This window comes from Mesorhizobium sp. Pch-S (assembly GCF_004136315.1).
Lineage (GTDB): Bacteria > Pseudomonadota > Alphaproteobacteria > Rhizobiales > Rhizobiaceae > Mesorhizobium.
In genome coordinates, this window is sequence record NZ_CP029562.1 from 2,916,781 (window position 1) to 2,941,238 (window position 24,458).

The window sequence follows — 24,458 nt, forward strand, 5'->3', positions numbered from 1 at the left end:
TGGCAAGGGGGAGCGCTCTCCCTATGTTAGGCCTAACTCTTCAAGGATCCGCGCCCTAAACCGGGCGCCAACGGGACAATCGATGAATCCGAACTATCGTAATCTCGCGCTCTGGGCGATTATAGCGGTGCTGCTGATCGCTCTCTTCAATCTGTTCCAGACGCCGCAGACCCGTGGGGCTTCCACGGACGTTCCTTATTCGCAGTTCCTGCAGGATGTCGCCTCGGGACGCGTCAAGGCGGTGACGATCGCAGGTGAGCGCATCTCCGGTACCTATGCCGACAATGCGGCTGGCTTCCAGACCTACTCGCCCGGCGATCCCACGCTGGTCTCGCGGCTCGAGGAAAAGAATGTCGTCATCAACGCCCGTCCTGAAACCGACGGCTCCAACACGCTGTTCGGCTACCTGATCTCGTGGCTGCCGATGATCCTGATCCTCGGCGTGTGGATTTTCTTCATGCGCCAGATGCAGTCCGGCTCCGGTCGCGCGATGGGCTTTGGCAAATCCAAGGCCAAGCTGCTCACCGAGGCGCATGGCCGCGTCACCTTCCAGGATGTCGCCGGCGTCGACGAAGCCAAGCAGGATCTGGAAGAAATCGTCGAATTCCTGCGCGACCCGCAGAAGTTCCAGCGGCTGGGTGGCAAGATTCCGCGCGGCGTGCTGCTGGTCGGCCCTCCCGGCACCGGCAAGACTCTGCTGGCCCGTTCGGTTGCCGGCGAAGCCAACGTGCCGTTTTTCACCATCTCCGGTTCGGACTTCGTCGAGATGTTCGTCGGCGTCGGCGCCAGCCGCGTCCGTGACATGTTCGAGCAGGCCAAGAAGAACGCTCCCTGCATCATCTTCATCGACGAAATCGATGCGGTCGGCCGTCATCGCGGCGCCGGCCTCGGCGGCGGCAATGACGAGCGCGAGCAGACGCTGAACCAGTTGCTGGTCGAGATGGATGGCTTCGAAGCCAACGAGTCGATCATCCTGATCGCTGCCACCAACCGTCCCGACGTGCTGGATCCTGCGCTGCTGCGTCCGGGCCGCTTCGACCGCCAGGTCGTTGTGCCGAACCCCGACATCGTCGGCCGCGAGAAGATTCTGAAAGTGCATGTCCGCAACGTGCCGCTGGCGCCGAATGTCGACCTGAAGACCGTCGCGCGCGGCACGCCGGGCTTCTCGGGTGCCGACCTGATGAACCTCGTCAACGAGTCGGCGCTGATGGCGGCGCGGCGCAACAAGCGCCTCGTCACCATGCAGGAGTTCGAGGACGCCAAGGACAAGATCATGATGGGCGCGGAGCGCCGTTCCTCGGCCATGACGCAGGCCGAGAAGGAGCTGACCGCCTATCACGAGTCCGGCCATGCCATCCTGGCGCTCAACGTGCCGGCGGCCGACCCCCTGCACAAGGCGACCATCATTCCGCGCGGCCGTGCGCTGGGCATGGTCATGCAGCTCCCCGAGGGCGACCGCTACTCGATGAGCTACAAATACATGATCTCGCGTCTTGCCATCATGATGGGCGGCCGCGTGGCAGAGGAGTTCAAGTTCGGCAAGGAGAACATCACCTCCGGCGCCTCGTCGGATATCGAGCAGGCGACGAAGCTGGCGCGCGCCATGGTCACGCGCTGGGGCTTCTCCGACAAGCTCGGGCACGTCGCCTATGGCGAGAATCAGGAAGAGGTGTTCCTCGGTCACTCGGTGGCGCGTACGCAGAACGTGTCGGAAGAGACCGCGCAGATCATCGACGCCGAGGTGCGCCGCCTGATCGACGAAGCCTATTCGACTGCCAAGACGATCCTGACCAAGAAGAAGAAGGACTGGATCGCGCTGGCCGAAGGCCTGCTCGAATACGAGACGCTTTCCGGTGACGAGATCAAGCAGTTGATCGCGGGCCAGAAGCCGTCGCGTGACCTTGGCGACGATACGCCGACCGCGCGCGGATCGGCTGTGCCGAAGGCCGGTACGGGCGGCCGCCGCAAGAAGGGGCCGGAGCCTGAAGGCGGCATGGAGCCACAGCCTTCGAACTAAGGCTTGCCTGGATTGATTGAAAGCGCCGCGACTTCGTCGCGGCGTTTTCTTTTGAGGACCGTGCTTGTCGATGCTTGCGAATGGGGCTGAAGACGAGCTTCGCAATCGCCGCTATTGTCGCCGGAAGCGTTCGTGCTCACGAGCGCCAAGCCCCGAAGTCCCACACTGTAAGGACACGGACCGGTACGGCCATGCAGACATTCGAATGGATCATCGCGCTTCTGCTTGGCGCCGCGCTGCTTTCGGCGCTGGCGAGACGGCTGGCCGTGCCGTATCCGACTTTTCTTGCCGTCGGCGGCGTGCTGATCCCGTTTCTGCCAGGCAGTCCGCAATGGACGCTTGATCCACATCTGGCACTCGCTCTGTTCGTGGCGCCGGTGCTGGTCGATTCCGCCTACGACACTTCCCTGCGCGATCTTCGCGACAACTGGCTGCCGGTGACCGGCCTCGTGCTGATGGCTGTCGGCTTGACCACGCTCGCCGTGGCCCTGGTGGCGCGATGGCTGGTGCCGGGCATGCCGTGGCCAGTCGCCGTCGCGCTCGGCGCCATCGTAGCGCCGCCGGACGCGGCAGCGGCGACCGCCGTCATGCGGCAGGTCAAGCTGCCGCACCGTCTCCTGAAGATCCTCGAAGGCGAAAGCCTGCTCAACGACGCCAGCGCGCTGCTGCTCTACAAGCTGGCCGTCATGGCGGTGCTGGGGGGCGGGCTTTCGCTGTCGAGCGGTGTGCCGGTTTTCCTGCTGACGGTTTTCGGAAGCGTGGCGGCCGGATATGCGCTGGCGCGGGTGCTCACGCCGGCCCTGCGCTTCGAAGATTTCCCGACTTCGATCATCGCCCAGTTCACCGTCACCTTTGGCGTCTGGATTGCTGCCGAAGCGATCGGCCTGTCCGGCATCCTGACCATCGTCGTCTATGCGATGACGATCGCCAACACGCGTGGGCCAAGCATGCCGGCCAGATTGCGGGTACCGGTCTACGCCGTCTGGGAAGCGGTCGTCTTCATCCTCAACGCCATGGCCTTTGTGCTGATCGGCATGCAGCTCGGCCCGATCTGGGAGCGGCTGACGCCGGATATGCGCGGCAACTACGTGCTGTTTGCGGCGACCATCCTTGCCGTCGTCATTCTCACGCGCTTCGCCTGGGTGATGAGCTACAACAAGTTGATCCGCTGGCGCATCGAGCGCTATGGCTTCAATCCGCCGCGGCCCATGTCGAGGCCGACACGCGCGAGCGGCATCGTGATCTCCTGGGCCGGCATGCGTGGCATCGTCACCCTTGCCGCGGCCTTTTCGATACCCGAGACGATGCGTGACGGATCACCTTTCCCTTATCGCGATCTCATCCTGTTTGCTGCATTCGCTGTCGTCTTCGGCACGCTGGTGTTGCAGGGGCTGACCTTGCGGCCGTTGATCCTGTGGCTGGGCCTTTCCGACGACGATCCCGTTGGACGGGAGGTGCGGCACGGACGCGTTGAAGCCTACAAGGCGGCCGTTGCAGCCATTGGAGAGGAAGACAGTCTCGCCGCCAGGCTGTTGCGCAAGGAATACGGTGCCATTGTCGAGCTATGCGAGGTCGGGAGCGAGCCTTATCAGGCGGCAGGTCTGCCAGGTGGTGCCCTGCGGCTTCAAGCCATCACCGCTGCCCGCGCCCGCGCAATCGAACTGAGGCGGACCTTCGTCATCGGCGACGACGCATTCCATGTGCTGGAAGAAGAACTCGACTGGGCCGAGCTCAGCGCGGTCGGGCGAAGCGCTCCCGCCTGATCAGGCAGCCTGCCGGCCAATTCGCTCCACCATCAGCGCGACATGAGCTTCGATCTCCTCGCGCAGGCTGGCACGGGCATTGCCATCGCTGGTGACGAGGTAGAGGTCGACCATGGTGCTGACCATCACGCTCAGAAAGCGGAGCCGTACTGGCTCGAGGCTTTCCGGGCCCGTTGCATAGCGTGCGAGGAAAGGCACAAGCAGGTCGCCTGTGATGCCGGTATGGGCATCGGTTTGCTGGTCGGTCTCGATCGGCCGGATGGACCGCATTGCCGCGAGCAGGCCGGTATGGGCAGGAATGGAGTCGGCCTCTTCCAGATAGCGTGAGAGCAGGGCGCGGGCGGCGTCGACTGCCTTCAGATCCGAAGGCAGTGCGTCGAGCGTTGCCAGGCACTGTGTGACGATGCGTGCAACAGTTGCTTCGTAGGCGGCAAGCAGCAAGGCCTCCCGGTCGATAAAATACCGGTAGATCGTGCCGACCGCGACGCCGGTTTCGGCGGCGATGCGGGTTGTCGTTACCGCGTCATGTCCATCCGAGGCGACGACGCTTTCCACGGCTTCGAGCAAGGCGGTGCGCGTTTTCAGCGCGCGGCGCTGGCGTGGTTCGACAGGTTTCGAGCGGGCGGTCGGACGATCCATAAGTGAAACATTTTCATCTTTGTTGACAGTTGTCCAGCGCGGGCGCATTGTCCGGACAAAACGACGCTGCGCAAGGGAGAGGGCGATGCGTTCAACCAAGGTGCAGGCAGCACTGTTTCTTGGGTATGTGGCCTTCCTGGCTGCACCCGCTTCCGCAGCGGAGATTGCTGTTGCTGCCGGAGATGGCGCGGCGGAGAAACTCGTCGAGGCGCTGATTTCCGCGCAACCGGGCGACACCGTCACGATCGGCCCGGGGCGCATCGAGTTGACGGAAGGTCTGTCGCTCGACGCCGATGACGTGACCGTCAAAGGCGCAGGCCCCGATCAGACGATCCTTTCGCTGAAAGGCCAGACCGGTTCGGGCGAAGGGCTGCTCGTCACCTCCGATCGCGTTGTGCTGGAAGACTTTGCAGTCGAAGACGCCAAGGGTGACGGTGTCAAATCCAAAGGTTCAAAACAGATCACCTTCCGCAATCTGCGCGTTGAATGGACGAACGGACCGAACGAGAAAAACGGCTCCTACGGCGTCTATCCCGTCTCCTCCAAGCATGTGCTGATCGACAGGGTTACCGTGCGCGGTGCCTCCGACGCCGGCATCTATGTCGGCCAGAGCGAGGACATCATCGTGCGCAACTCAAGAGCCGAATACAATGTCGCGGGCATAGAGATCGAAAACTCCATGCGCGCCGACGTCTACAAGAATGTCGCGACCCACAACACCGGTGGCATTCTGATTTTCGATCTGCCAAACCTGCCGGTGCAAGGTGGCCACGACATCCGTGTCTTCGACAATGATGTCGTGGACAACGACACGGCAAATTTCGCCCCCAAGGGGAATACCGTGGCGATGGTGCCGAAAGGCACCGGCATCATGGTGATGGCGAACCGCAACGTGCATGTGTTCGGCAATCGCCTGTCGGGCAACGGCACCACGCATGTGCTGATCGGCGCCTATCCTAAGGACTACGACGACAAGAACTACATGTTCGTACCGCGGGGTGTCTTCGTGCACGGCAACACCTATGGCGAAGGCGGCAACGCACCCGACGGCGAAGTGGGCAAGATGATCACCGACATCTCAGGCACACCCGTACCGGACATTGTCTGGGATGGCGTGACAAGGATTCCCGAATATCTCAGCTGGGTTTCCGCCGAGAACCAGGTTTACGTCGACGAGGCGGAAGGCACGAGCTTCGTCAATCTGAAAATGCTGTCGCAGCTTCTGCTGCCCTGGGGTTGGTGGCCCGATACCGATATTACAGCCTACAAGGGCAGCTTGCCTGAACCGGCGCCCGTCAAACTGCCACAGGACGGCGGGGCGTGAGATTTGCCAGGCTTGCAAGGCCCCTGGTTTTGGCAGCGGGAATGATTGCCTCGCTGACCGTTTCCGCTCGAGCCGTTTCCGACACGGCAATTCTCGGTGCAACGCCGCCGAAGCAATTGTCCGAGTTCGGTTTCTTCGAAGATCTGCAAAAACAGACGCCGGCGTCCGGTGTCGTGCCGTTTCGCCTGGCGACGCCGCTGTTTTCGGATGGCGCCGAGAAGTTCCGCTTCGTCTATGTACCCAATGGCCAGGCCGTGAAGTACGATCCCACGGAAGCCTTCGATTTTCCGGTGGGAGCTGCGCTGGTCAAGACTTTCGCCTTTCCTGCAGACTATAGAAAACCGGGCGAGAAACTGCGGCTGATCGAGACCCGGGTTCTGTTGCATCATGCGGATGGCTGGTTGGCCTGGGCTTATCTGTGGAACGACCAGCAGACCGACGCCACGCTGAAGATTGCCGGCGCGAAAATTGCGATCGCGACGATCGGAATCGATGGAGCGCCGCTGTCGTTCGACTATTCGGTGCCCAACAAGAACCAATGCAAGGCATGCCATGCCTTCAACGGCAAGATCACGCCGCTCGGTCCGAAGGCTCGCAACCTGAACATCGACTACGCTTATGCGAACGGAGCCGAGAACCAGCTTGCCCATTGGCGTGCGGCTGGCCTGCTTGCCGGAGTGCCTGAAACTGCGGAAATACCGGCCGCCACCGATTGGCGCGATGATGCTGCGCCCCTTGAGAAACGGGCCCGCACATGGCTGGACGTCAATTGTGCGCACTGCCATCGTGCTGAAGGACCAGCCAGCAATACGGGCCTCTTCCTGACATTTGGCGAGAATGTACCGGTGCGGTACGGTGTGCTGAAGCGGCCGGCTGCGGCAGGGCGAGGTTCCGGCGATCGCGAATTCGATATCGTGCCCGGCGAGCCCGATCGTTCGATCGTGACTTACCGCGTCGAAAGCACGGCACCCGGCGTGATGATGCCTGAGCTCGGCCGGCATATAGCCGATCCGGATGCGGTCAAGCTACTCGCCGACTGGATCGCCTCGTTGCGTTAGCTGCAACGGATGCGTGGGCAAAGAAAAAGGGTCGCTAACCTCGTGGTTCGCGACCCTTTGATGTCCAATCAGGCTAGGCTGGCTGAGTGGCTTTCAGCCGCTTGCTGCAGATGCTGTAGTAGCCGCCGCCTTTCTGGATCCAGCGCAGCCCGTTAAGCGTGCCTGCCTCCTTGTTGGCGTGATACTGCTTCAGGCAGGAATGCATGCGCGCCTTCGACGGCGTTTCGTCCTTGAAATCGGCAGCGATCTCAGTCGGGAAGGTAACGCCGGCCGGTGCTTCCGCCGGATTCGCCAAGGCCGAAGCGGCGGATGCCTCTTTCTTGTCCAGCGTGTGACCGCATTCCGCGGTCCGATATTCGTCCCAGCCGCGACCGTTCAGTTCATCGTTGCGCTTGGCTTCCTGGTAGCGGGCGCCGCACTCCTTGAAGGAAACGAAGGCAACCTTCTCCGCGGTGACGGCAGTTGCAGCGTCACCGGCATCAGCCGTGTCGGAACCGCATTCCGCCTTGCGGAAAGCGGTCCAGGTCATTCCATTGAGTGTGTCGGCATCCTTTGCGGCCTGATATTTGGCGCTGCACTCTTTCATCGTCAGCGCGCTGGCCGGCATGACGCCGAGTGGAAACAAGATAGTCGCGGCAGTGGCCGCCAGATAAAGAACTCGCATGCAACCTCCCGATGCGTGAGCTAGTAAACGCTGTTTGTATACTATTTGTTCTTCTTACGTTCCACAAGAATCTCACTGTCGGGACAAAAAAAGAATCGCGTGAGCGAAACTCACGCGATTCCTTGTACTTGACGCTGATTTGGCGCTGAAGCGCCGTCGGTCAGCTCTTCAGGCGGGCGTTGCAGAGGCTGTAGTAACCGCCGCCCTTCTGGATCCACTTGAGGCCACCGAGGGCATTGTTGTCCTTGGCGGTGTAGTACTGGTCGAGGCAGGTGTGCATACGTGCCTTGCCCGGCGACTCGGACGAATACTTCTTCGCAACGGCGCTCGGGAACTTGACGCCGCTCGGCGCCTTGGCCGTCGGGGTTTCCGGGTCGCTGGTGTAGGTGGCTTCGTCGGCAGCAGGCACGGAGTCGTCGTCATTGGCGCCTGCGCTGCAATTGGCCTTGCGGAAGTCGTTCCACTTCTGGCCGCCCAGCGTACCGCCGCTCTTGGCTGCCTGGTACTTGGTCGAGCACTCGGCCATGGTCAGGCCCTTGCCGCCAGCGGCAGCGTCAGCCGCCTTGGTCGAAGCCTTGGCGGGCTTGGCCGGGGCAGCGGTTGTGTCGACTGCTGCACTCGCGCCCGGGCCACACTGAGCCTTGCGGAAGTCGTTCCATTTCAAGCCGTTCAGCGTGCCGGCGGCCTTGGCAGCCTGGTACTTGGCCGAACATTCCTTGGCGGTAAGACCTTTGGCGTCGTCGCTCGCGGCGGCGGCTTTCTTCGCCGGCTTGCTGGTGTCCTCGGCAGCGGCCTTTGCCTTCTTGGCCGGCTTGGCTTCCTCGGCTGCGCTGGCGTCGGTGCCGCACTGTGCCTTGCGGAATTGGTTCCAGGTCTGGCCGCCAAGCGTGCCTGCGTCCTTGGCCGCGTTATACTTGGTGCTGCACTCGGCCATCGTGAGTGCGCTGGCCGGCTGGGCCAGGAACAGGGTCACGACGGCAAGGCCCGTCAATGTAGCAAGTCGATCGATGAGCATAGCGTTCTCTCCGTTGTGCCACTCACAATCAATCCCATGCGAGCAATAGCGCGCAAGCCATACCTGCGCTAGTGCAGCAGCCGCATCTCCTCCCGCACTTATCGGCGAGCATTGTGACCATTGCGTCGCATTTTTGGCGGGGCAACAAATTTCTAAGATTCATGACATACTATAACACAAAGTGATGGCTTGGCACCGGGCAGTTGTGGCATTAGCAGCCTTCGGGCAAACAGCCAGGGACGTGTAGTAGATGTCGGGACGTTATTTCGGAACGGATGGTATTCGCGGTCGCGCGAACAAGTTCCCAATGACGGCGGAAATCGCCATGAAGGTCGGCATGGCTGCCGGTCTTTCCTTCCAGCGTGGCAGCCATCGTCACCGCGCCGTGCTCGGCAAGGACACCCGGCTTTCCGGCTACATGATCGAAAACGCGCTGGTGGCCGGCCTGTGTGCCGCCGGCATGGACGTGTTCCTGCTCGGACCGATCCCGACGCCGGGCGTCGCCATGCTGGTGCGCTCGCTGCGTGCTGATATCGGCGTGATGATCTCGGCCTCGCATAATCCTTACCACGACAATGGCATCAAGCTGTTCGGCCCGGATGGCTACAAGCTTTCAGACGAGATCGAGGAGCGGATCGAAAGCATGCTCGACGAGGATGTCGAGATGGCCCTGGCCGATTCCGACAGCCTCGGTCGCGCCAAGCGCGTCGATGGCGTTCACGACCGCTACATCGAATTCGCCAAGCGCACCCTGCCACGCGCCATGTCACTGTCGGGTCTGCGCATCGTCGTCGATTGCGCCAACGGCGCTGGCTACAAGGTCGCGCCCGCCGCGCTCTGGGAACTCGGTGCCGACGTTGTCGCCATCAATGTCGAGCCGAACGGCTTCAACATCAACAAGGAATGCGGCTCCACCCATCCGGCCGAGCTGCAGAAGAAGGTCCACGAGGTTCGGGCCGACATCGGCATCGCGCTGGACGGCGATGCCGATCGCGTTGTCATCGTCGACGAGAATGGCATGGTCGTCGATGGCGATCAGATCATGGCGCTGATCGCCGAATCCTGGCACCAGAACGGCCGTCTGGCCGGCGGCGGCGTGGTTTCCACCATCATGTCCAATCTCGGCCTGGAGCGCTTCCTGACCGGTATGAAGCTGCAGCTTCACCGCACCAAGGTCGGCGACCGCTATGTCGTTGAACATATGCGCGCGAATGGCCTCAATGTCGGCGGCGAACAGTCTGGCCATATCGTGCTGTCCGATTTCTCGACCACCGGCGACGGCCTGGTCTCGGCGCTGCAGGTACTTGCCTGCGTCAAGCGCCAGAACCGTCCGGTCAGCGAACTGCTCAAGAAATTCGAGCCGGTGCCGCAGGTGCTGAAGAATGTGCGTTTCTCCGGCGGCAAGCCGCTGGAAGAGGCCCCGGTCAAGGCCGCGATCGAAGAGGCACAGAACCGCCTCGGCAAGAAGGGTCGTCTGGTCATTCGCCCTTCGGGTACCGAACCGCTCATCCGCGTCATGGCCGAGGGCGACGACCCCAAGCTGGTCGAGGACGTCGTCAACGACATTATCGGTGTGATTTCCGAGGCGCGCAGCGCCGCCTGAATTCGTTTCGTTTTCCTTCGCGACAAGGCTGAATCCCACGACCCGCTTCGGCGGGTCGTGTGCGTTCTGGCGAAGTCTTCGCCATCGCGTTTCGACAGAAATCTAGACGAGTATAGTTAACTGATACGGTTAAACGCCTTTTAACCTTTGCAATTCATTATCCACACCCGAGGTCAATCATGTTCGGGCGCGATCCGTGCTCCGACGTCTCAAGGGTGACAAGGATGTACAATTTCGGAAGGAAGGCAGCCGTGGCCGGCTTGCTGCTGTCCGGCCTCGCCGCGCCGGCGCTGGCGGCGGATCTGGCCGAGCCGCCGGTGGTGGAAGCCCCACCCGTCGCGGCGCCGGTCTATGAAGAAGCCGAATATGGCGGCTGGTACATCCGTGGTGATCTCGGCTACCGCAAATCCAATATGAGCAGCCCGGAATATGTCCTTCCTGGTGGCTTTGTCGGGACCTTCGACACGCACAAGCTGAAGGGCGGCTTCTCGATCGGTGGCGGCGTTGGCTACCAGGTCACCAAATACTTCCGCACCGACGTTACCCTGGACTACTGGTCGAAGACCAAGTTCAACGGCGGCACGTCGGGTTTTTGCGGCACGGGCCTGCCCTGTACGTCGACCGACACCAGCTCCTATTCGGCGCTGCTCCTTTTGGCTAACGCCTATGTCGACATCGGCACCTGGCACGGCATCACACCTTATGTCGGCGCCGGTATCGGTGGTGCGAACCTTAAATGGAACACCCTGGTCAACAAGGACCCGGATGGCGAGTTCGAGCACGAAGGCAAGAAAGGCTGGCGTTTCGCATACGCAGTCATGGCCGGTGCTTCCTACTGCCTGACCGATACCACCAAGCTCGATGTCGGCTATCGTTACAGCCACATCAACGGTGGCGGCATGTTCGGTTACAAGGTCGGCGGCGGCCCCGGCTTCGACAAGGGCATCAATACGCACGAAGTGCGTGCTGGCCTGCGCTATCAGTTCGGTGGCCGCTCAGATTGCGCGCCGCCCCCGCCCGTCTATGTGCCGGAGCCGGAACCGGTCTACACGAAGTAATCCCTGCCTCGAAAATTTCAGAACCCGCCCGGCAATGCCGGGCGGTTTTTCGTTCAGAGCATTTCCGCTTGGAAGAGAAGCGGAAATGCTCTGGTTATTTGTTTCATGCAATTCCGGACGCAAAATCGCTGCGCGCTTTTGCTGGAATTGCCTAGGGGGAACGTCGGCAGATCACCAGCCCAGCCACAGCGCGATCAGCGCCAGCGCAGCCGGGATAGCCTGGATGTAGAGGATCTTGCGGTTTGCCGTAGCCGCGCCATAGAGCCCGGCAACCAGGACGCAGAGCAAGAAGAAGGTCTTTACCTGGAAGCCGGCTTCGCCGAGATACAGTCCCCAGATCAGCCCTGCCGCAAGGAAGCCGTTGTAAAGGCCCTGGTTGGCTGCAAGCACTTTCGAGGCCGCAGCGAATTCGGGGGTCAGGCCGAAAGCCTTGTGGCCGCGCGGCGTGTTCCACAACACCATTTCCAGATAGACGATGTAGACGTGGATCAGCGCGACCAGGCCGACCAAAATGCTCGCGATCATTGTCTCCCCCTTGCCGTCAAGGTCGGGATGTTCCCGCATGCGCGTCTTTCGCGCAAGCCATTCGGATGGGGTTGCCATGGCTCGCGGCTTGATGTCTGTTCGCGCCGACCCCATTCATGATCCCCGGTGAAGCAATGTCGTTCAAGAAACTGGATGAACTCGGCCACAAGCTCGAGGCCCTGGAGCATGCACAGGCCATTCTGGGTGCCGACGAGGCAACCCATATGGCTGTCGGCGGCGGCGAGAAACGGGCCGAGGCAATGGCCACCCTGGCTGGCATGTATCATCGCCAGGCCACCGCGCCGGAGGTTGCAGACTGGATTGCCGGCGCAAGGGCCGAAGCACTGGATGCAGACCAGCAGGCAGCGCTGCGGGAATTCGAGCGCCAGTACATCAATCTGACGTGCCTGCCGGCAGAGTTCGTCGAACGGCAGACAGCGGCGCGGTTGCGTTCGGAGCAGCTGTGGCGGGAACTGCGCGCCAGGAACGATTGGGCGGGCTTTCGCCCCGCGCTCGAGAACATCGTTGCACTGGTGCGCGAAGAGGCCGGCTTGCGGGCCGCCGTTCTCAAGCTGTCCCCTTACGATGCACTGATGGAGCAGTATGACCCGGGCAATCGCGCCGCGGACATCACTCCGGTTTTCGCCGAACTCAAGACCTTCCTGAAGGACTTCGTACCGGAAGCGCTCGCCGTTCAGAGCGAAAACCTGGCGAAACGACCACTCAAGCCGCTGTCGGGAGTCTATCCGATCGACAAGCAGCGCGAACTGGGCCTGGCGATGATGGTGGCCGTCGGTTTCGACCTCAACCACGGCTCGCTTTCGGTGTCGCATCACCCGTTCTGCGGTGGTGTGCCGACCGACGTACGCATCACCACGCGTTACAAGACCTCGGATTTCCTGTCGGCGCTGATGGGGGTGCTGCACGAAACCGGCCATGCACTCTACGAGCAGAACCTGCCCAAGGCGTGGTCGCACTGGCCGCTCGGCAAGGCACGCGGCATGGCGGTGCATGAAAGCCAGAGCCTGTTCGTGGAAAAGCAGCTCGGCCGCAATCCGGCGTTCTGGCGCTGGGCACTGCCGGTGGTCGAAAAGCATCTCGGCGAGGCCTGGACGCTGGAGGATCTCCTGCCGCATGTGCACCGTGTCGAGCGCGGACTGATCCGCGTCGATGCGGATGAAGTCACGTATCCGCTGCATGTCATCCTGCGTTTCGAACTGGAGCAGGATCTGGTTTCGGGCAACCTCGAGGTTGCTGACCTGCCCGAGGCCTGGGATGCCAGGATGCGCGATTATCTGGGGCTTTCGACCATCGACAATGCCGCCGACGGCCCGATGCAGGACGTGCATTGGCCTTCCGCGGCCTTTGGATATTTCCCCTCCTATACGCTTGGTGCCATGATGGCTGCCCAGCAGTGGGCAGCCTTGACCAGGGAGCATCCTGCAGCGGATGAGGACATCGCCCGTGGTGACTTCGATGTCGTCAATGGCTGGCGGCGGGAACACATCTGGTCGCAGGGTTCACGCTATTCGACGCCCGAGCTTCTTGAGCGTGCCACCGGCGAAAAGCTGAACGCGGCGCATTTCATCACGCATCTGAAGCGGCGCTACGGCAAGTCGTGACAGGCTCAGGGCCGACAGGCGTGATGCAGGGCTGCCGAGAACGTTTCCGGCGAAAGCAAAATCGCCTGCAATGCTCTGGCTCTTTGTTTTGCCGTATGATCTTTGTCCGAAAAGTCGGCAACTTTTCGGGATCATGCTCCAGGTGACCGATCGCGATCCTCTTTCGACCGCCCAGCAGGTCGCGTCAGCCATTACGCAGGCGGTGCGCGGTGGTCATCTCGTGCCGGGCCAACGTCTTACCGAGACCGAGCTCGCCTCCCGGCATGGCGTGTCGCGGTCGTCGGTCCGCGAGGCCTTCCAGCGGCTGACGGTGGACGGGCTTCTGGCCTTCGAGCCGCATCGAGGTGTGACGGTGCGCCGGCTGTCACGCAAGGAGGTCGATGACCTGTTTGCCGTTCGAAGTTCCCTGGAGGCGCTGGCTGTCGGTCTTGCCCTGCCGGCGCTGCAAGCGGAATCTGCCAGACTGCGGACGCTTCAGGCCGAGATGGATGATGCCGTTGCGGCAAACGACATGGCCAGGTTCTCCGAAGCCAACACGCGTTTTCATGCGCTGTTTCCGGCGGCTGCCAACAACGCCGTCCTGGCCGAGACGCTGACCAGGTTGTCCAATTCGCTCTACTGGCTGCAGTTCCGCATGCTGGTCGACCGCGAGGATGTCTTTGCCAGCAACGCAGAACATCGACGGATCGTCGAAGCCGTCCTGGCCGATGACAGGCAAATTGCGGAAACCGCGATGCGGGGGCATGTCATTGCCTCTGGCGCGCTCATCCAGAGGCTGTCCGACGATCATTTCGCGCCGGCCTGACCGGCTTCAAAAAGGTGGACTTGCGTATTTCAGGATTGTCGGACAATATTGTCGGACGATCATGAGGGGCGTTGTGCGATGAAGCCTACCACGAGCTACCAGCCAATCCCGCTGCCGGACTTCCAGGAGCTCCCGCTCGAAACCATGCGGGCGAATGCGGAAGCCTTCTACGCGGAAATGCGCGCTCGCCACACGGTGCGCGAATTCTCAACCAGGCCGGTACCGCGTGACATCATCGAAACCTGCATTCTGACGGCAGGCACCGCGCCCAATGGCGCCAATCACCAGCCCTGGCATTTTGCGGTGATCGGTGATGCCACGATCAAGAAGCGCATCCGCGAGGCAGCCGAGATCGAAGAGCGCGCCTTCTACGAGGGCAGGGCCGGCGAGGAGTGGCTGGCCGCTCTGGCTCCGCTCGGCACCGATGCCGACAAGCCATTCCTGGAGGAGGCCCCCTGGCTCATCTGTATTTTCGGCGAGCGTCGCAGCCGCTCCGCCGACGGTGTGCTGCGCAAGAACTACTATGTCCCGGAATCGGTTTCGATCGCGACCGGTCTTCTGATCGCCGCCATCCACCGCGCCGGCCTCGTTGCACTGACGCATACGCCGAACCCGATGAGCTTCCTGAACGAGATCTGTGGCCGCGACCCGCACGACAAGCCCTACATCCTGATGGTTGTCGGCTATCCGAAAGAGGGCGCCACCATCCCGCAACATGCGGTCGAGAAGAAGCCGTTGACGGAAATCGCGACCTTTCTCTGATCTGGAGCAATCCCAGGAAAAGTGCGCGCCGGCCTTCCGCCCGGAATTTTGCATAAAAGCAATGAGCGAGGGCGTTTCTGTGAAGACGGAAACGCTTTTGGCTGGCTGGAAGGCCTTTTTTCGGCAACTGCATCTTTCGAACGGATGCCTCAGGCGGCATGTTGTCTGGCACAATTCCGGTGCGAGAACGCCGCAGGATGAAGCCGGATGAGGAGGCCGCCTTGTCGCTGACCAACCAGGACCTGATCGAGCTCACGGCCTTCCGCCGCAGGCTGCACCAGCATCCCGAGGTTTCGAATGAAGAAGAGGCAACGGCCAAAGAGGTGGTTGCCTTTCTCGCGGATACCGGGCCGGACAATGTCCTGACGGGATTGGGCGGCCACGGTGTTGCCATGACCTATGACAGTGGCAAGCCGGGGCCGACGGTTCTCTTCCGCTCTGAACTCGACGCGTTACCGATCGAGGAATTGTCCGGCGTGGAGCATTCGTCGCTGGTGCCGGGCAAGTCGCATATGTGCGGCCATGACGGACACACCACGATCCTGGCTGCCCTCGGACGCCAGTTCGGACGCAGCCGCCCGCAGAAGGGCCGCGTGGTTCTGATGTTCCAGCCGGCGGAGGAGACCGGCGATGGCGCCGTCGGTGTTGTGGCCGATCCGCGCTTCGGCGAGATCGCTCCGGATTTTTCCTTTTCGCTGCACAATCTGCCCGGCATTCCGCTTGGCGAGGTTCGGCTGAAACCCGGCGTCGTCAACTGCGCTTCGCGCGGCATGCGCATCGTGCTGGAGGGCAAGACGGCACATTCCTCGATGCCCGAAACCGGCACGTCGCCGATGCTCACGATAAGCCAGCTGATGCCGGCACTGGCAAGGCTTGGTGGCGGTGCCTTCAGTGACGACGATTTCGGCATGGTGACCGTCACCCATGCCACGATGGGCGAAGCCGTGTTCGGGGTGGCGCCCGGGCGCGCGGAAGTGTGGGCAACGCTGCGCACGCGGCTGGACGAGCGGATGGCGGGTTTATGCGCAGCAGCCGAAGCGCTGGTGGAGCAGGTTGCCGGTGAAGCCGGCCTGACCTTTAAAATCGACTATCACGAGATCTTCGTTGCCAGCATGAATGCGCCGGTGGCAGTCGAACACCTGCACGCCGCGCTCGCTCAGGAAGGTGTCGCCTACAGCGAAGACAGCCTGCCGATGCGTGCTTCAGAAGACTTCGGCATCTTCGGGCGCAGCGCTCCGTCAGCGATGTTCTTCCTGGGGGCTGGGGAACGGCATCCGGCGTTGCACAACCCTGACTATGATTTCCCGGATGACCTCATCCCGATCGGGTCGAGGATTTTCATGCGCACCGCGCGTAACCTGCTCGGGTAGCAGCTACTCCGCTGCGCCCATGAAAGCGCTGGCGCCGGTTTCGAACTGCAGCTTGGCAAGCCTGGCGTAGATGCCGCCCTTAGCCACAAGGCTCTTGTGGGTGCCTTCCTCGACGATACGTCCGCCGTCCATGACGAGGATGCGGTCGGCCTTCAGCACGGTCGCCAGCCGATGCGCGATGACGAGCGTGGTGCGGCCGTGCATCAGATGTTCGAGCGCTTCCTGCACGAGCGTTTCGCTTTCGGCATCGAGCGCGGAGGTTGCCTCGTCGAGCAGCAGGATCGGCGCGTCGCGCAGAATGGCGCGGGCGATGGCAATGCGCTGGCGCTGCCCTCCGGACAAGGTGACGCCACGTTCGCCGACTGGCGTATCATAGCCGTTCTGCAGCCTGAGGATGAATTCCTCGGCGAGGGCTGCCTTGGCCGCCGCCTCGATCTCGGCATTGCCGGCGCCCGGCCTGCCGAAGGCGATGTTGTCGCGCACGCTGGCGGCGAAGATCGTGACGTCCTGCGGCACGATGGCGATGCGCTGGCGGAGCGCGAGCGGATCCGTCTGTGCCAGGTCGATGCCGTCGAGCTTCACCGTGCCTGTCTCGGGGTCGTAGAAACGCAGGATCAGCGAAAAAACCGTACTCTTGCCGGCGCCCGACGGGCCAACGATGGCGACGGTTTCGCCCGGCTTCACCGAAAAACTCAGGTCGTGCACGGCGGCGCGATCGGGTCTTGCCGGGTAGGAGAAGGAGACCTCACTGAATTCGATGGCTCCCTTTGCCTTGGCGGGTAGCGTGCGCGGCTGCGCCGGCGCCTCGATGCCGGGTTTCTCGGCCAGGATTTCTGTGAGCCGTTCAGCCGCGCCCGCCGCTTGCGACAGCTCGCCCCACACTTCCGAGAGCGCGCCGAGGGCGCCGGCTGCAAAGACCGAATAGAGCAGGAACTGACCAAGCGTGCCGGGCGACAGGGTTCCGTCGAGCACGTCGCGCGAGCCGAACCACAGAACGGCGACGACGGAAGAAAACACCATGAATATGGCGAAGAAGGTGAGCAGCGCGCGGGCTAGGACCGAGGCGCGGGCAGCGGCAAAGGCCGCCTCGACCGCAGCCGAAAAACGGCCGGTGACCAATCCTTCGTTGGTGAAGGCCTGCAGCGTGCGCACGGCACCGATCTGCTCGCTGGCATAGGCGGTGGCGTTGGCCAGCGTGTCCTGTGCCTGCCGGGAACGACGGCGCACCGAACGGCCAAAGGCGACCAGCGGCAGCACGATGACGGGAATCGCCGCGATGACGAGGCCGGAGAGCTTCGGGCTGGTCACCACCATCATCGCCAGCGCACCAAGGCCGAGGATGACATTGCGCAGCGCCACCGAAGCGGTCGCGCCCACCGCCGATTTCACCTGCGTGGTGTCAGCGGCGAGACGCGAGACGATTTCGCCCGATTGCGATGTGTCGAAAAAGGCCGGCGACAAAGTGGTGACATGCGAAAATACGTCGCGACGAATGTCGGCGACGACACGTTCGCCAAGGGTGATGACGAAATAGTAGCGGCCGGCTGAGGCGAGCGCGAGCACGGCGGCCATGACCATCAGCATGCCGAAATAGCTGGCGATGAAGGCAGAATCGGAACTGGAGAAGCCGTTGTCGATCATGCGCCGCACGGCAAGCGGCAGCGCCAGCGTGGTGACGGCTGCCAGCACCAGTGAAATAGCGGCGCCGACCACCAGGCCGCGATAGCGGGCGATATAGGGAAAGACCCGCCGAAGCGGCTGGAGCGAGCGTCTGCGCTCGTCTGCGCTGGTAGGGTCAGCCATCGTCCCGGTTCCTGTCCGAATTGGCTCCGGCGCGGCCTTGTGATTCAATTTCGCCTGTTGTATAGGCACGCCGACCGTTTTTGAAGCCGTGGCTCCTCAATAGCTGCGGCTTCGAGTTTTAAAAAGGGGCGCATCGCCGCAGGGCTGCCGTCCCAGCTAGCCAGGACAAGAGCGATGAAGGCTGACATCCATCCCGACTACCACACCATCAAGGTCGTCATGACCAATGGCACCGAATACCAGACCCGTTCGACCTGGGGCAAGGAAGGTGACACGATGAACCTCGACATCGATCCCTCCACGCATCCGGCATGGACCGGCGGCCAGCAGACGCTGCTCGACCGCGGTGGCCGCCTGTCGAAGTTCAAGAACAAGTTCGCCAATCTCGGCATCTAAGCCGGAACCGCGATACGGATCCAAAAACCCGCCCCCAGGGCGGGTTTTTTGTTGTGGGTCTGCGCGGGTTGCATCGGAGCGTGAACTGGCCGATCCTGCCATCGGGGGCAGGGAGGTCATGTGTCGGATACCGCTCTGCATTTCGATGATGCGCGCCGCCGGATCAAAGCCATCTTCATCGGTTCGATCGGCAATCTGGTCGAATGGTACGATTTCTACGCCTATACGGCGTTTGCGCTCTATTTCGCCCCGGCCTTCTTTCCATCGCATGACCCTGTCGTCCAGCAACTGAACGCTGCAACGCTGTTTGCCGCCGGCTTCATCGTGCGGCCAGTCGGCGGCTGGCTTTTTGGTCATATCGCCGACCGCCATGGGCGTCGGCTGTCGCTCACCATTTCGGTGCTGATGATGTGTTTCGGTTCGCTGATCATCGCGTTCACGCCGACCTATGCGACGATCGGCTTTGCCGCGCCGGTGCTTCTGGCACTGGCCCGTGTCATCGAGGGTCTCAGTCTTGGCGGCGAGTATGGTGCGAGCGCCACCTATCTCAGCGAGGTCGCCGATCCGAACCACCGCGGGTTCTACTCCAGCTTCCAGTATGTGACACTGATCGGCGGGCAGCTGTGCGCGATCCTGGTCCTGCTGCTCCTGCAGAATGTGTTCCTGACGCATGAGCAACTGGTCGAGTGGGGCTGGCGGATTCCCTTCATCATCGGTGCCCTGCTCGCCATCTTCTCCGCGGTGATGCGCCGGCAACTCCATGAGACCGAGGCCTTCGTGGCGACGACGGCCACGCAGAAGCGCGAGGGCTCGCTGCGCGGGCTGAGGAAGTTTCCGCGCGAAGTGGCAATCGTGGTTGGACTGACTGCCGGGGGTACGGCCGCCTTCTACACGTTCACGACCTACATGCAGACCTTCGTCAAGCAGACAGTCGGCCTGTCGGATCTCACAACCACCTATGTGATTGCCGGCTCGCTGATCTTCGCCGCCATCCTGCAGCCGATCTATGGACTGATCTCAGATCGCATCGGCCGCAAGCCACTGCTGATCTTCTTCGGCGTCGCCGGCACCATCCTGACGGTGCCGATCCTGACGATGCTGTCATCGACGACGTCGCCCTTCCTCGCCTTCCTGCTGATCTGCGTCGCGTGGATTTTTACGGCTGGCTACACCTCGATCAACGCGGTGGTGAAAGCCGAGCTGTTCCCGACGGCGGTGCGCGCCACCGGTGTCGGCGTGCCCTATGCGTTGACGGTCTCGATCTTCGGCGGCACGGCACCGGCGATCGCGCTGTGGTTCAAGCAGCAGGGCCACGAACAGTGGTTCTACTATTATCTGGCCGGCGTCATCTTCGTTTCGCTGCTGGTCTATTCGACCATGCGCGACACCAAACATACGTCCGCAATGGATGAGCGCGCCGCTTCAGCTGCGCGCTAGCTCGCTCAGCGCCATGCGCTTGTAGGCCGCTACCAGGCGGTCGCCCTCGGCGCGGTCGACCGACACGGCCAGCCGCATGGTCGCTTCGCCGAGCTGCCAGATCAGAAAGGCGGAGGTTTCGAGCGCGGCGGCATCTTCGTTGGGGCGAAGGCGCTTGAGGACTGCAAGCAGCATGCCGGCATTGGCACGGCTGTGGGCAAGTTCGAGTTCGCGCAGTGCCTTGTCGGCCTGGGTGCCCGACCAGATATCGCGCATGACGGGCTCGGCCAGGAAAATCCCGTAATAGATATCGACCAGCTCCGAGAAGGCTTTTTCCAGACCCTTTCTGTCCCTCACTTCTGCCAGGGCTTCAGAGATGCACGTCTCGCTCTCCTTCTGGTAGCGATCGGCAAGGGCCCGGATGATGGCGCTCTTGTCGGGAAAGAACTGGTAGAGCGAGCCGATCGACACGCCGGCCTTCTCGGCCACTTCGCCCATGCGCAGGGCGTCGCTGCCCTTTTCCGCGATCAGCGCCGAGGCGACGGCGAGCATTCGTTCCACCCGTTCTCGGCTGCGTTTCTGGATCGGCTCGCGGCGGGGGCCGGGTATGTCCTGAACGATGGCCGAGACGCTTTCCATGATCTTTCCTCGAATGCCGACGGAGTAGCCGCCTGAAAATTCCTGCTTGACTCACACAATATGAGGATTTATCACATTTTGCAAACGCGAGGATTGCTCACGTTTGTGACATGGAGAGAAAGATGACCAGCATGACATCAAAGCCTGTCCTGATCCTCGGCGGCACCGGCAAGACCGGCCGCAGGCTGGCCGAGCGGCTTGAGGCAAAGAACATCCCGGTCCGCATCGGCTCACGCTCGGGGCACCCGGTATTCGACTGGACCGACAAGGCAAGCTGGGCAGGCGCCCTTGAAGGCGTTGGCGCCGTCTACATCAGCTACTATCCTGACATCGCCGTGCCCGGCGCGGCGGAAACCGTCGAGGAATTTTCCAGGCTGGCCGTGAGCCGCGGCGTACGCCGGCTGGTGCTTCTGTCCGGTCGCGGCGAAGCGGAGGCGCAGCGCGCGGAAGAGATGGTGAAGGCTACCGGCGCCGACTGGACGATCCTGCGCTGCGCCTGGTTCGCGCAGAATTTTTCCGAAGGCGCCTTCCTGGACGGCGTGCTGGCGGGACAGATTTCCATCCCCGCTGCCGAGATCGGCGAGCCCTTTGTCGATGTCGACGACATCGCGGACGTCGCAGCCGAGGTCCTGTCGAACGACGGCCATATCGGTGAGTTGTACGAGCTTACCGGACCGCGGCTCCTGACGTTCCGCGAAGCGGTCGCCGAGATCTCCAATGCCGCTGGCCGCGACGTGGTCTTCAGCCGTGTCTCGCCCGAAGCATTCAGGGCTGAACTCGAGGCTTACGAAACGCCGGCCGATGTCGTCTGGCTGCTCGACGAACTGTTCGGACAGGTGCTCGACGGCCGAAACGAACACCTCACCGACGGTGTCCAGCGCGCTCTTGGTCGTGGCCCCAAAGACTTTTCCGCCTATGTGCGCGAAACTGCCGCCACCGGCGTGTGGCACGTGAATCTCTGAGAGGGAGAGAGAAATGTTTGCTCAGATCGTAATCGCCATCACTTTCATTGCCGCGATTGGCAGCGGCCTCATGGCGGGCCTGTTCTTCGCCTATTCCAATTCGGTGATGCCATCGCTGGCGCAGGTGCCGGTGCCGCAGGGCGTGCTGGCCATGAACACCATCAACACGGTGATCCAGAACCCGCTGTTCCTGTCCATCTTCATGGGCACGGCGCTGCTGGCGCTGTTTCTTGTACTTGCGGCACTGTTCGGCTGGGGCGTCGCTCGACCCAGCTGGGTTCTGATCGGTGCAGCTCTCTATGTCATCGGCAACATCGTCGTCACCATGGCCATCAACGTGCCGATGAACGACGCACTGGCCGCCACCGCCCCCGACAGCCAGGCCGCGGCGCAGCTGTGGGCCACCTATCTCGATCGCTGGGTGTTCTGGAACCACGTGCGTGCCTTCGCATGCACCGGCGCGCTGGCGGCTTTCATCGCGGCGCTGATGTAATCAATCATTCTTTTCGAAAGGACCCGTCGTCTCCCGTCGAGACGGCGGGTTCTGCCGTCCGGCAGTCGCGGCTTTCAGCCGACGCCAGGCTTTTTGCGGTCGGAGTGACCGAGGTCACGCTCGGGGTCGATGACATCACGCACGAGCTGCTTCAATTTGGCGGCGTCCGGGAACCCGCCGTCGCGCTTGCGATCCCAGATCAGCTCGTCGTTGCAGGTGATGGTGAAGACGCCGCCCGTTCCCGGTACCAGGATCACTTCGCCGAGGTCCGTGGCGAATGTCGACAACAGTTCCTGCGCCATCCAGCCGGCACGCAGCAGCCACTGGCACTGCGTGCAATAGGCTATGACGATGCGGGGGCGGGAAGCGTCGGTCATCAAAACCTCGTTGAGTGACGACAAAAGAAAACGCCCCGGAGTGCGGGGCGTTTTTGATTCAGGCTGCGCTGAGCTTGGCCAGGGTCGCGTCATCGACCTCGAAATTGGCATAGACGTTCTGGACGTCGTCGTCGTCTTCCAGTGTCGCCACCAGCTTCATCAACGACTGGGCACGCTCCTCGTCGACCGGGATGTTGTTCTGCGGCCGCCAGATGGCTTTCACCGATTCAGCTTCGCCGAGCGCGCTTTCGAGGGCCTTCGAGACTTCGCCGAGATTTTCGAACGCGCAGTAGATGGTGTGGCTCTCTTCGTCGGTCTCGACGTCGTCGGCACCGGCTTCGATCGCGGCTTCCATCACCTTGTCGTCGCTGCCGACCTTGGCCGGATAGACGATTTCGCCGATACGATCCCACATGAAGGAAACCGAACCGGTCTCGCCGAGCCCACCGCCAGCCTTGGTGAAGGCGGCACGTACGTTGGAAGCGGAACGGTTGCGATTGTCCGTCAGTGCCTCGACGATGAGGGCCACACCGCCAGGGCCGTAACCTTCGTAGCGCACTTCCTCATAGTTTTCGGCATCGCCGCCGGAGGCCTTGGAGATGGCGCGCGCGATGTTGTCCTTCGGCATGGACTCGGCCTTGGCGTTCTGGATTGCCAGGCGCAGGCGCGGGTTCATCGCGGGATCGGGCAGCCCCTGCTTGGCGGCGACGGTGATCTCGCGCGCCAGCTTGGAAAAGATCTTCGAGCGGACCGCATCCTGGCGGCCCTTGCGATGCATGATGTTCTTAAACTGTGAATGGCCTGCCATGGCACCCCTGCGGTCGTTTGCGGCTGTCGAACCGTCATGCGCGGGAATGGTACGCCAAAAACGATCTGACATGTTGATTGGGCAGCGGTTGCGATCCGATGCCGGATGGCGGGCTTATAAATAAATCGGCTCAAAACGTCCAGATATGCCAAGGCGACACGGTGAGCGCGGTGTGAGCCTCTTTCGAAAAGCATGGATCTCTGTCGGGTAACCAGCAGCGCTGCCGGGGATCGGGGTCAATAGCCCGCCTTGATCTTCTCGAATTCGGCGACCATGCGCTGCTTCAGTTCCGCCGGCAGCGGCTGCTGGAACAGTGTCTTGTCGAGGAAGGCATCGAGATTGTCGAAACCACGCTCGGCGAGCAGCTTCCTGTCGATCGCAGCCATGCCGGCGGCATTGCCGTGGCCATAACCGAACGTCGTGACCAGATGGCTGGATACATTGGGCGCGTTGACGGCGTTCAGGAAATCGTAGGCCTCGTCGACATGCGTGGCGTCCTTCAGCAACGCATAGCCGCATACCCAGGTGGACAATCCTTCCTTGGTGTCGCGGTTCATCTCCAGCGGTACGCCCTGGCCTTTCAACGTGACGTAGGTCTCGGCCCAACCCCAGGCAAGGTCGATCTCACCGCCGGAGAAAGCCTGGTTGATCGAGGTGTCGTCGGTCCAATAGAAGCGGACATTCTTGTGCACCTGGCGCAGGAAGTCGGAAGCCTCCTTGAATTGCGCATCCGTCATCCGGGTCCAGTCTTTCAGGCCGATGACCAGGGAGGCCAGCGCATAGGCATCGTCGACATTGTCGCCGATGGTGACGCGACCCTCGAATTTCGGGTCGGCGAAGATGCGCAGCGACTTCGCGTCGTCAGGCGTGACCTTGTCGGTGCGGTATATCAGGGACGAAGTGCCCCAGTCGAATGGCAGCAGCCAGGCCTTGCCGTCGGCGGTGGTGACAAGGTCCTTCATCTTCATCAGGCCGGGATTGATATCCTTCCAGCCGATGATCCGCGACGTATCCAATGGTTGCAGCAGACCGGCTTCGCGCCATTTGACCACGCTCTGCGCGCAAGGATGGCCGACATCGGCCTTGAAGCCGGCTCGCATCTTCTCGAAGGCTTCATCCTCGTCGCCAAAGAAGGAAAAACTCGGCTCCGCCCCTTGCTTGGCGGTGTAGTCGGCGTGCAGCAGTGGATCCTCATAGCCCGACCAGTCAAAGACGATCAGGTCGCCGCCGGCCGCAATCGCCGCGCTTGCTGCAGTGGTGGCCAGGGCTGCGGCCAGGATCATGCGGCGAAAAGTGAAGGCCATGAGGCGAGAGCTCCCCGATCGCGAAACGGCACGTT

23 protein-coding genes are annotated in these 24,458 nt (G+C 62.2%); 14 read left to right on the forward strand and 9 right to left on the reverse strand.

What is annotated here, in order from left to right; all coding sequences use genetic code 11:
- Window positions 1-82: 82 nt before the first annotated feature.
- On the forward strand, window positions 83-2,017 hold the full coding sequence (gene ftsH, locus C1M53_RS13565; RefSeq protein WP_129412721.1) for an ATP-dependent zinc metalloprotease FtsH: 1,935 nt from the start codon (window positions 83-85) through the stop codon (window positions 2,015-2,017).
- A gap of 191 nt (window positions 2,018-2,208) precedes the next feature.
- Window positions 2,209-3,780, forward strand: a complete 1,572-nt coding sequence (locus tag C1M53_RS13570; RefSeq protein WP_129412722.1) for a sodium:proton antiporter — start codon at window positions 2,209-2,211, stop codon at window positions 3,778-3,780.
- Here the strand turns inward: C1M53_RS13570 and C1M53_RS13575 are convergent, their stop codons facing one another.
- Window positions 3,781-4,419: a TetR/AcrR family transcriptional regulator gene (locus C1M53_RS13575; RefSeq protein WP_165358136.1), complete on the reverse strand. Its 639-nt coding sequence runs from the start codon at window positions 4,417-4,419 to the stop codon at window positions 3,781-3,783.
- Window positions 4,420-4,504: 85 nt separating this feature from the next.
- On the opposite strand from C1M53_RS13575, the gene C1M53_RS13580 reads away from it, so the two are divergent.
- Together C1M53_RS13580 and C1M53_RS13585 are read left to right on the forward strand one after the other, a co-directional pair.
- Window positions 4,505-5,743, forward strand: coding sequence for a parallel beta-helix domain-containing protein (locus C1M53_RS13580; RefSeq protein ID WP_129412724.1), 1,239 nt, complete (start codon window positions 4,505-4,507; stop codon window positions 5,741-5,743).
- Window positions 5,744-5,784: 41 nt separating this feature from the next.
- Window positions 5,785-6,801 (forward strand): SO2930 family diheme c-type cytochrome, encoded by a 1,017-nt coding sequence (locus C1M53_RS13585; RefSeq protein ID WP_129412725.1) that lies wholly within the window; start codon window positions 5,785-5,787, stop codon window positions 6,799-6,801.
- Between the two features lie 73 nt (window positions 6,802-6,874).
- On the opposite strand, the gene C1M53_RS13590 is transcribed toward C1M53_RS13585, so the two are convergent.
- Together C1M53_RS13590 and C1M53_RS13595 are read right to left on the reverse strand one after the other, a co-directional pair.
- Window positions 6,875-7,465 (reverse strand): antifreeze protein, encoded by a 591-nt coding sequence (locus C1M53_RS13590; RefSeq protein WP_245488543.1) that lies wholly within the window; start codon window positions 7,463-7,465, stop codon window positions 6,875-6,877.
- A 160-nt stretch (window positions 7,466-7,625) separates the two neighbouring features.
- Window positions 7,626-8,480 (reverse strand): hypothetical protein, encoded by an 855-nt coding sequence (locus C1M53_RS13595; RefSeq protein WP_129412726.1) that lies wholly within the window; start codon window positions 8,478-8,480, stop codon window positions 7,626-7,628.
- Between the two features lie 250 nt (window positions 8,481-8,730).
- Here C1M53_RS13595 and glmM point away from each other — a divergent pair, with 250 nt between their 5' ends.
- The gene (glmM, locus tag C1M53_RS13600) at window positions 8,731-10,083 is read left to right on the forward strand and encodes a phosphoglucosamine mutase (RefSeq protein WP_129412727.1); all 1,353 of its coding nucleotides are present in this window, start codon (window positions 8,731-8,733) and stop codon (window positions 10,081-10,083) included.
- Window positions 10,084-10,307: 224 nt separating this feature from the next.
- Window positions 10,308-11,141: an outer membrane protein gene (locus C1M53_RS13605; RefSeq protein WP_129412728.1), complete on the forward strand. Its 834-nt coding sequence runs from the start codon at window positions 10,308-10,310 to the stop codon at window positions 11,139-11,141.
- A 171-nt stretch (window positions 11,142-11,312) separates the two neighbouring features.
- On the opposite strand, the gene C1M53_RS13610 is transcribed toward C1M53_RS13605, so the two are convergent.
- Window positions 11,313-11,666, reverse strand: coding sequence for a DUF1304 domain-containing protein (locus tag C1M53_RS13610; RefSeq protein ID WP_129412729.1), 354 nt, complete (start codon window positions 11,664-11,666; stop codon window positions 11,313-11,315).
- Window positions 11,667-11,800: 134 nt separating this feature from the next.
- On the opposite strand from C1M53_RS13610, the gene C1M53_RS13615 reads away from it, so the two are divergent.
- The 4 genes from C1M53_RS13615 to C1M53_RS13630 all read left to right on the forward strand — a co-directional run bounded on the left by C1M53_RS13615 (window position 11,801) and on the right by C1M53_RS13630 (window position 16,225).
- Complete coding sequence (locus C1M53_RS13615) at window positions 11,801-13,288, forward strand: carboxypeptidase M32 (protein WP_129412730.1); 1,488 nt, start codon at window positions 11,801-11,803, stop codon at window positions 13,286-13,288.
- Window positions 13,289-13,421: 133 nt separating this feature from the next.
- Entirely contained in the window at window positions 13,422-14,093 is a 672-nt protein-coding gene (locus tag C1M53_RS13620) for a GntR family transcriptional regulator (protein WP_129412731.1), read from the forward strand.
- Window positions 14,094-14,171: 78 nt separating this feature from the next.
- Window positions 14,172-14,855, forward strand: a complete 684-nt coding sequence (locus tag C1M53_RS13625; protein ID WP_129412732.1) for a nitroreductase family protein — start codon at window positions 14,172-14,174, stop codon at window positions 14,853-14,855.
- A gap of 221 nt (window positions 14,856-15,076) precedes the next feature.
- Window positions 15,077-16,225: an amidohydrolase gene (locus C1M53_RS13630; RefSeq protein WP_129416166.1), complete on the forward strand. Its 1,149-nt coding sequence runs from the start codon at window positions 15,077-15,079 to the stop codon at window positions 16,223-16,225.
- 3 nt (window positions 16,226-16,228) lie between these two features.
- On the opposite strand, the gene C1M53_RS13635 is transcribed toward C1M53_RS13630, so the two are convergent.
- Window positions 16,229-18,028: an ABC transporter transmembrane domain-containing protein gene (locus tag C1M53_RS13635; protein WP_129412733.1), complete on the reverse strand. Its 1,800-nt coding sequence runs from the start codon at window positions 18,026-18,028 to the stop codon at window positions 16,229-16,231.
- Between the two features lie 174 nt (window positions 18,029-18,202).
- On the opposite strand from C1M53_RS13635, the gene rpmE reads away from it, so the two are divergent.
- Together rpmE and C1M53_RS13645 are read left to right on the forward strand one after the other, a co-directional pair.
- On the forward strand, window positions 18,203-18,424 hold the full coding sequence (rpmE, locus tag C1M53_RS13640; RefSeq protein WP_024922908.1) for a 50S ribosomal protein L31: 222 nt from the start codon (window positions 18,203-18,205) through the stop codon (window positions 18,422-18,424).
- Window positions 18,425-18,544: 120 nt separating this feature from the next.
- A complete protein-coding gene (locus C1M53_RS13645) occupies window positions 18,545-19,861 on the forward strand; it encodes an MFS transporter (protein WP_129412734.1) in 1,317 nt (438 codons plus the stop codon).
- Here the strand turns inward: C1M53_RS13645 and C1M53_RS13650 are convergent.
- Window positions 19,847-20,479 carry a TetR/AcrR family transcriptional regulator gene (locus tag C1M53_RS13650; protein ID WP_129412735.1) on the reverse strand — a complete coding sequence of 211 codons (633 nt, stop codon included), beginning with the start codon at window positions 20,477-20,479 and terminating at the stop codon, window positions 19,847-19,849. The two genes, C1M53_RS13645 and C1M53_RS13650, sit on opposite strands and share 15 nt — an antisense overlap.
- A gap of 122 nt (window positions 20,480-20,601) precedes the next feature.
- Between C1M53_RS13650 and C1M53_RS13655 the strand changes: the two genes are divergently transcribed.
- Both C1M53_RS13655 and C1M53_RS13660 read left to right on the forward strand, forming a co-directional pair.
- Window positions 20,602-21,441 carry an NAD(P)H-binding protein gene (locus tag C1M53_RS13655; RefSeq protein WP_165358137.1) on the forward strand — a complete coding sequence of 280 codons (840 nt, stop codon included), beginning with the start codon at window positions 20,602-20,604 and terminating at the stop codon, window positions 21,439-21,441.
- A gap of 13 nt (window positions 21,442-21,454) precedes the next feature.
- A complete protein-coding gene (locus C1M53_RS13660; RefSeq protein WP_129412736.1) occupies window positions 21,455-21,934 on the forward strand; it encodes an anthrone oxygenase family protein in 480 nt (159 codons plus the stop codon).
- A 74-nt stretch (window positions 21,935-22,008) separates the two neighbouring features.
- Here C1M53_RS13660 and C1M53_RS13665 read toward each other — a convergent pair whose 3' ends face one another.
- The 3 genes from C1M53_RS13665 to C1M53_RS13675 all read right to left on the reverse strand — a co-directional run bounded on the left by C1M53_RS13665 (window position 22,009) and on the right by C1M53_RS13675 (window position 24,402).
- Complete coding sequence (locus tag C1M53_RS13665; RefSeq protein WP_129412737.1) at window positions 22,009-22,311, reverse strand: SelT/SelW/SelH family protein; 303 nt, start codon at window positions 22,309-22,311, stop codon at window positions 22,009-22,011.
- A gap of 58 nt (window positions 22,312-22,369) precedes the next feature.
- Entirely contained in the window at window positions 22,370-23,119 is a 750-nt protein-coding gene (locus tag C1M53_RS13670) for a YebC/PmpR family DNA-binding transcriptional regulator (protein ID WP_129412738.1), read from the reverse strand.
- A gap of 236 nt (window positions 23,120-23,355) precedes the next feature.
- Window positions 23,356-24,402: an extracellular solute-binding protein gene (locus C1M53_RS13675; RefSeq protein WP_245488599.1), complete on the reverse strand. Its 1,047-nt coding sequence runs from the start codon at window positions 24,400-24,402 to the stop codon at window positions 23,356-23,358.
- Window positions 24,403-24,458 lie beyond the last annotated feature (56 nt).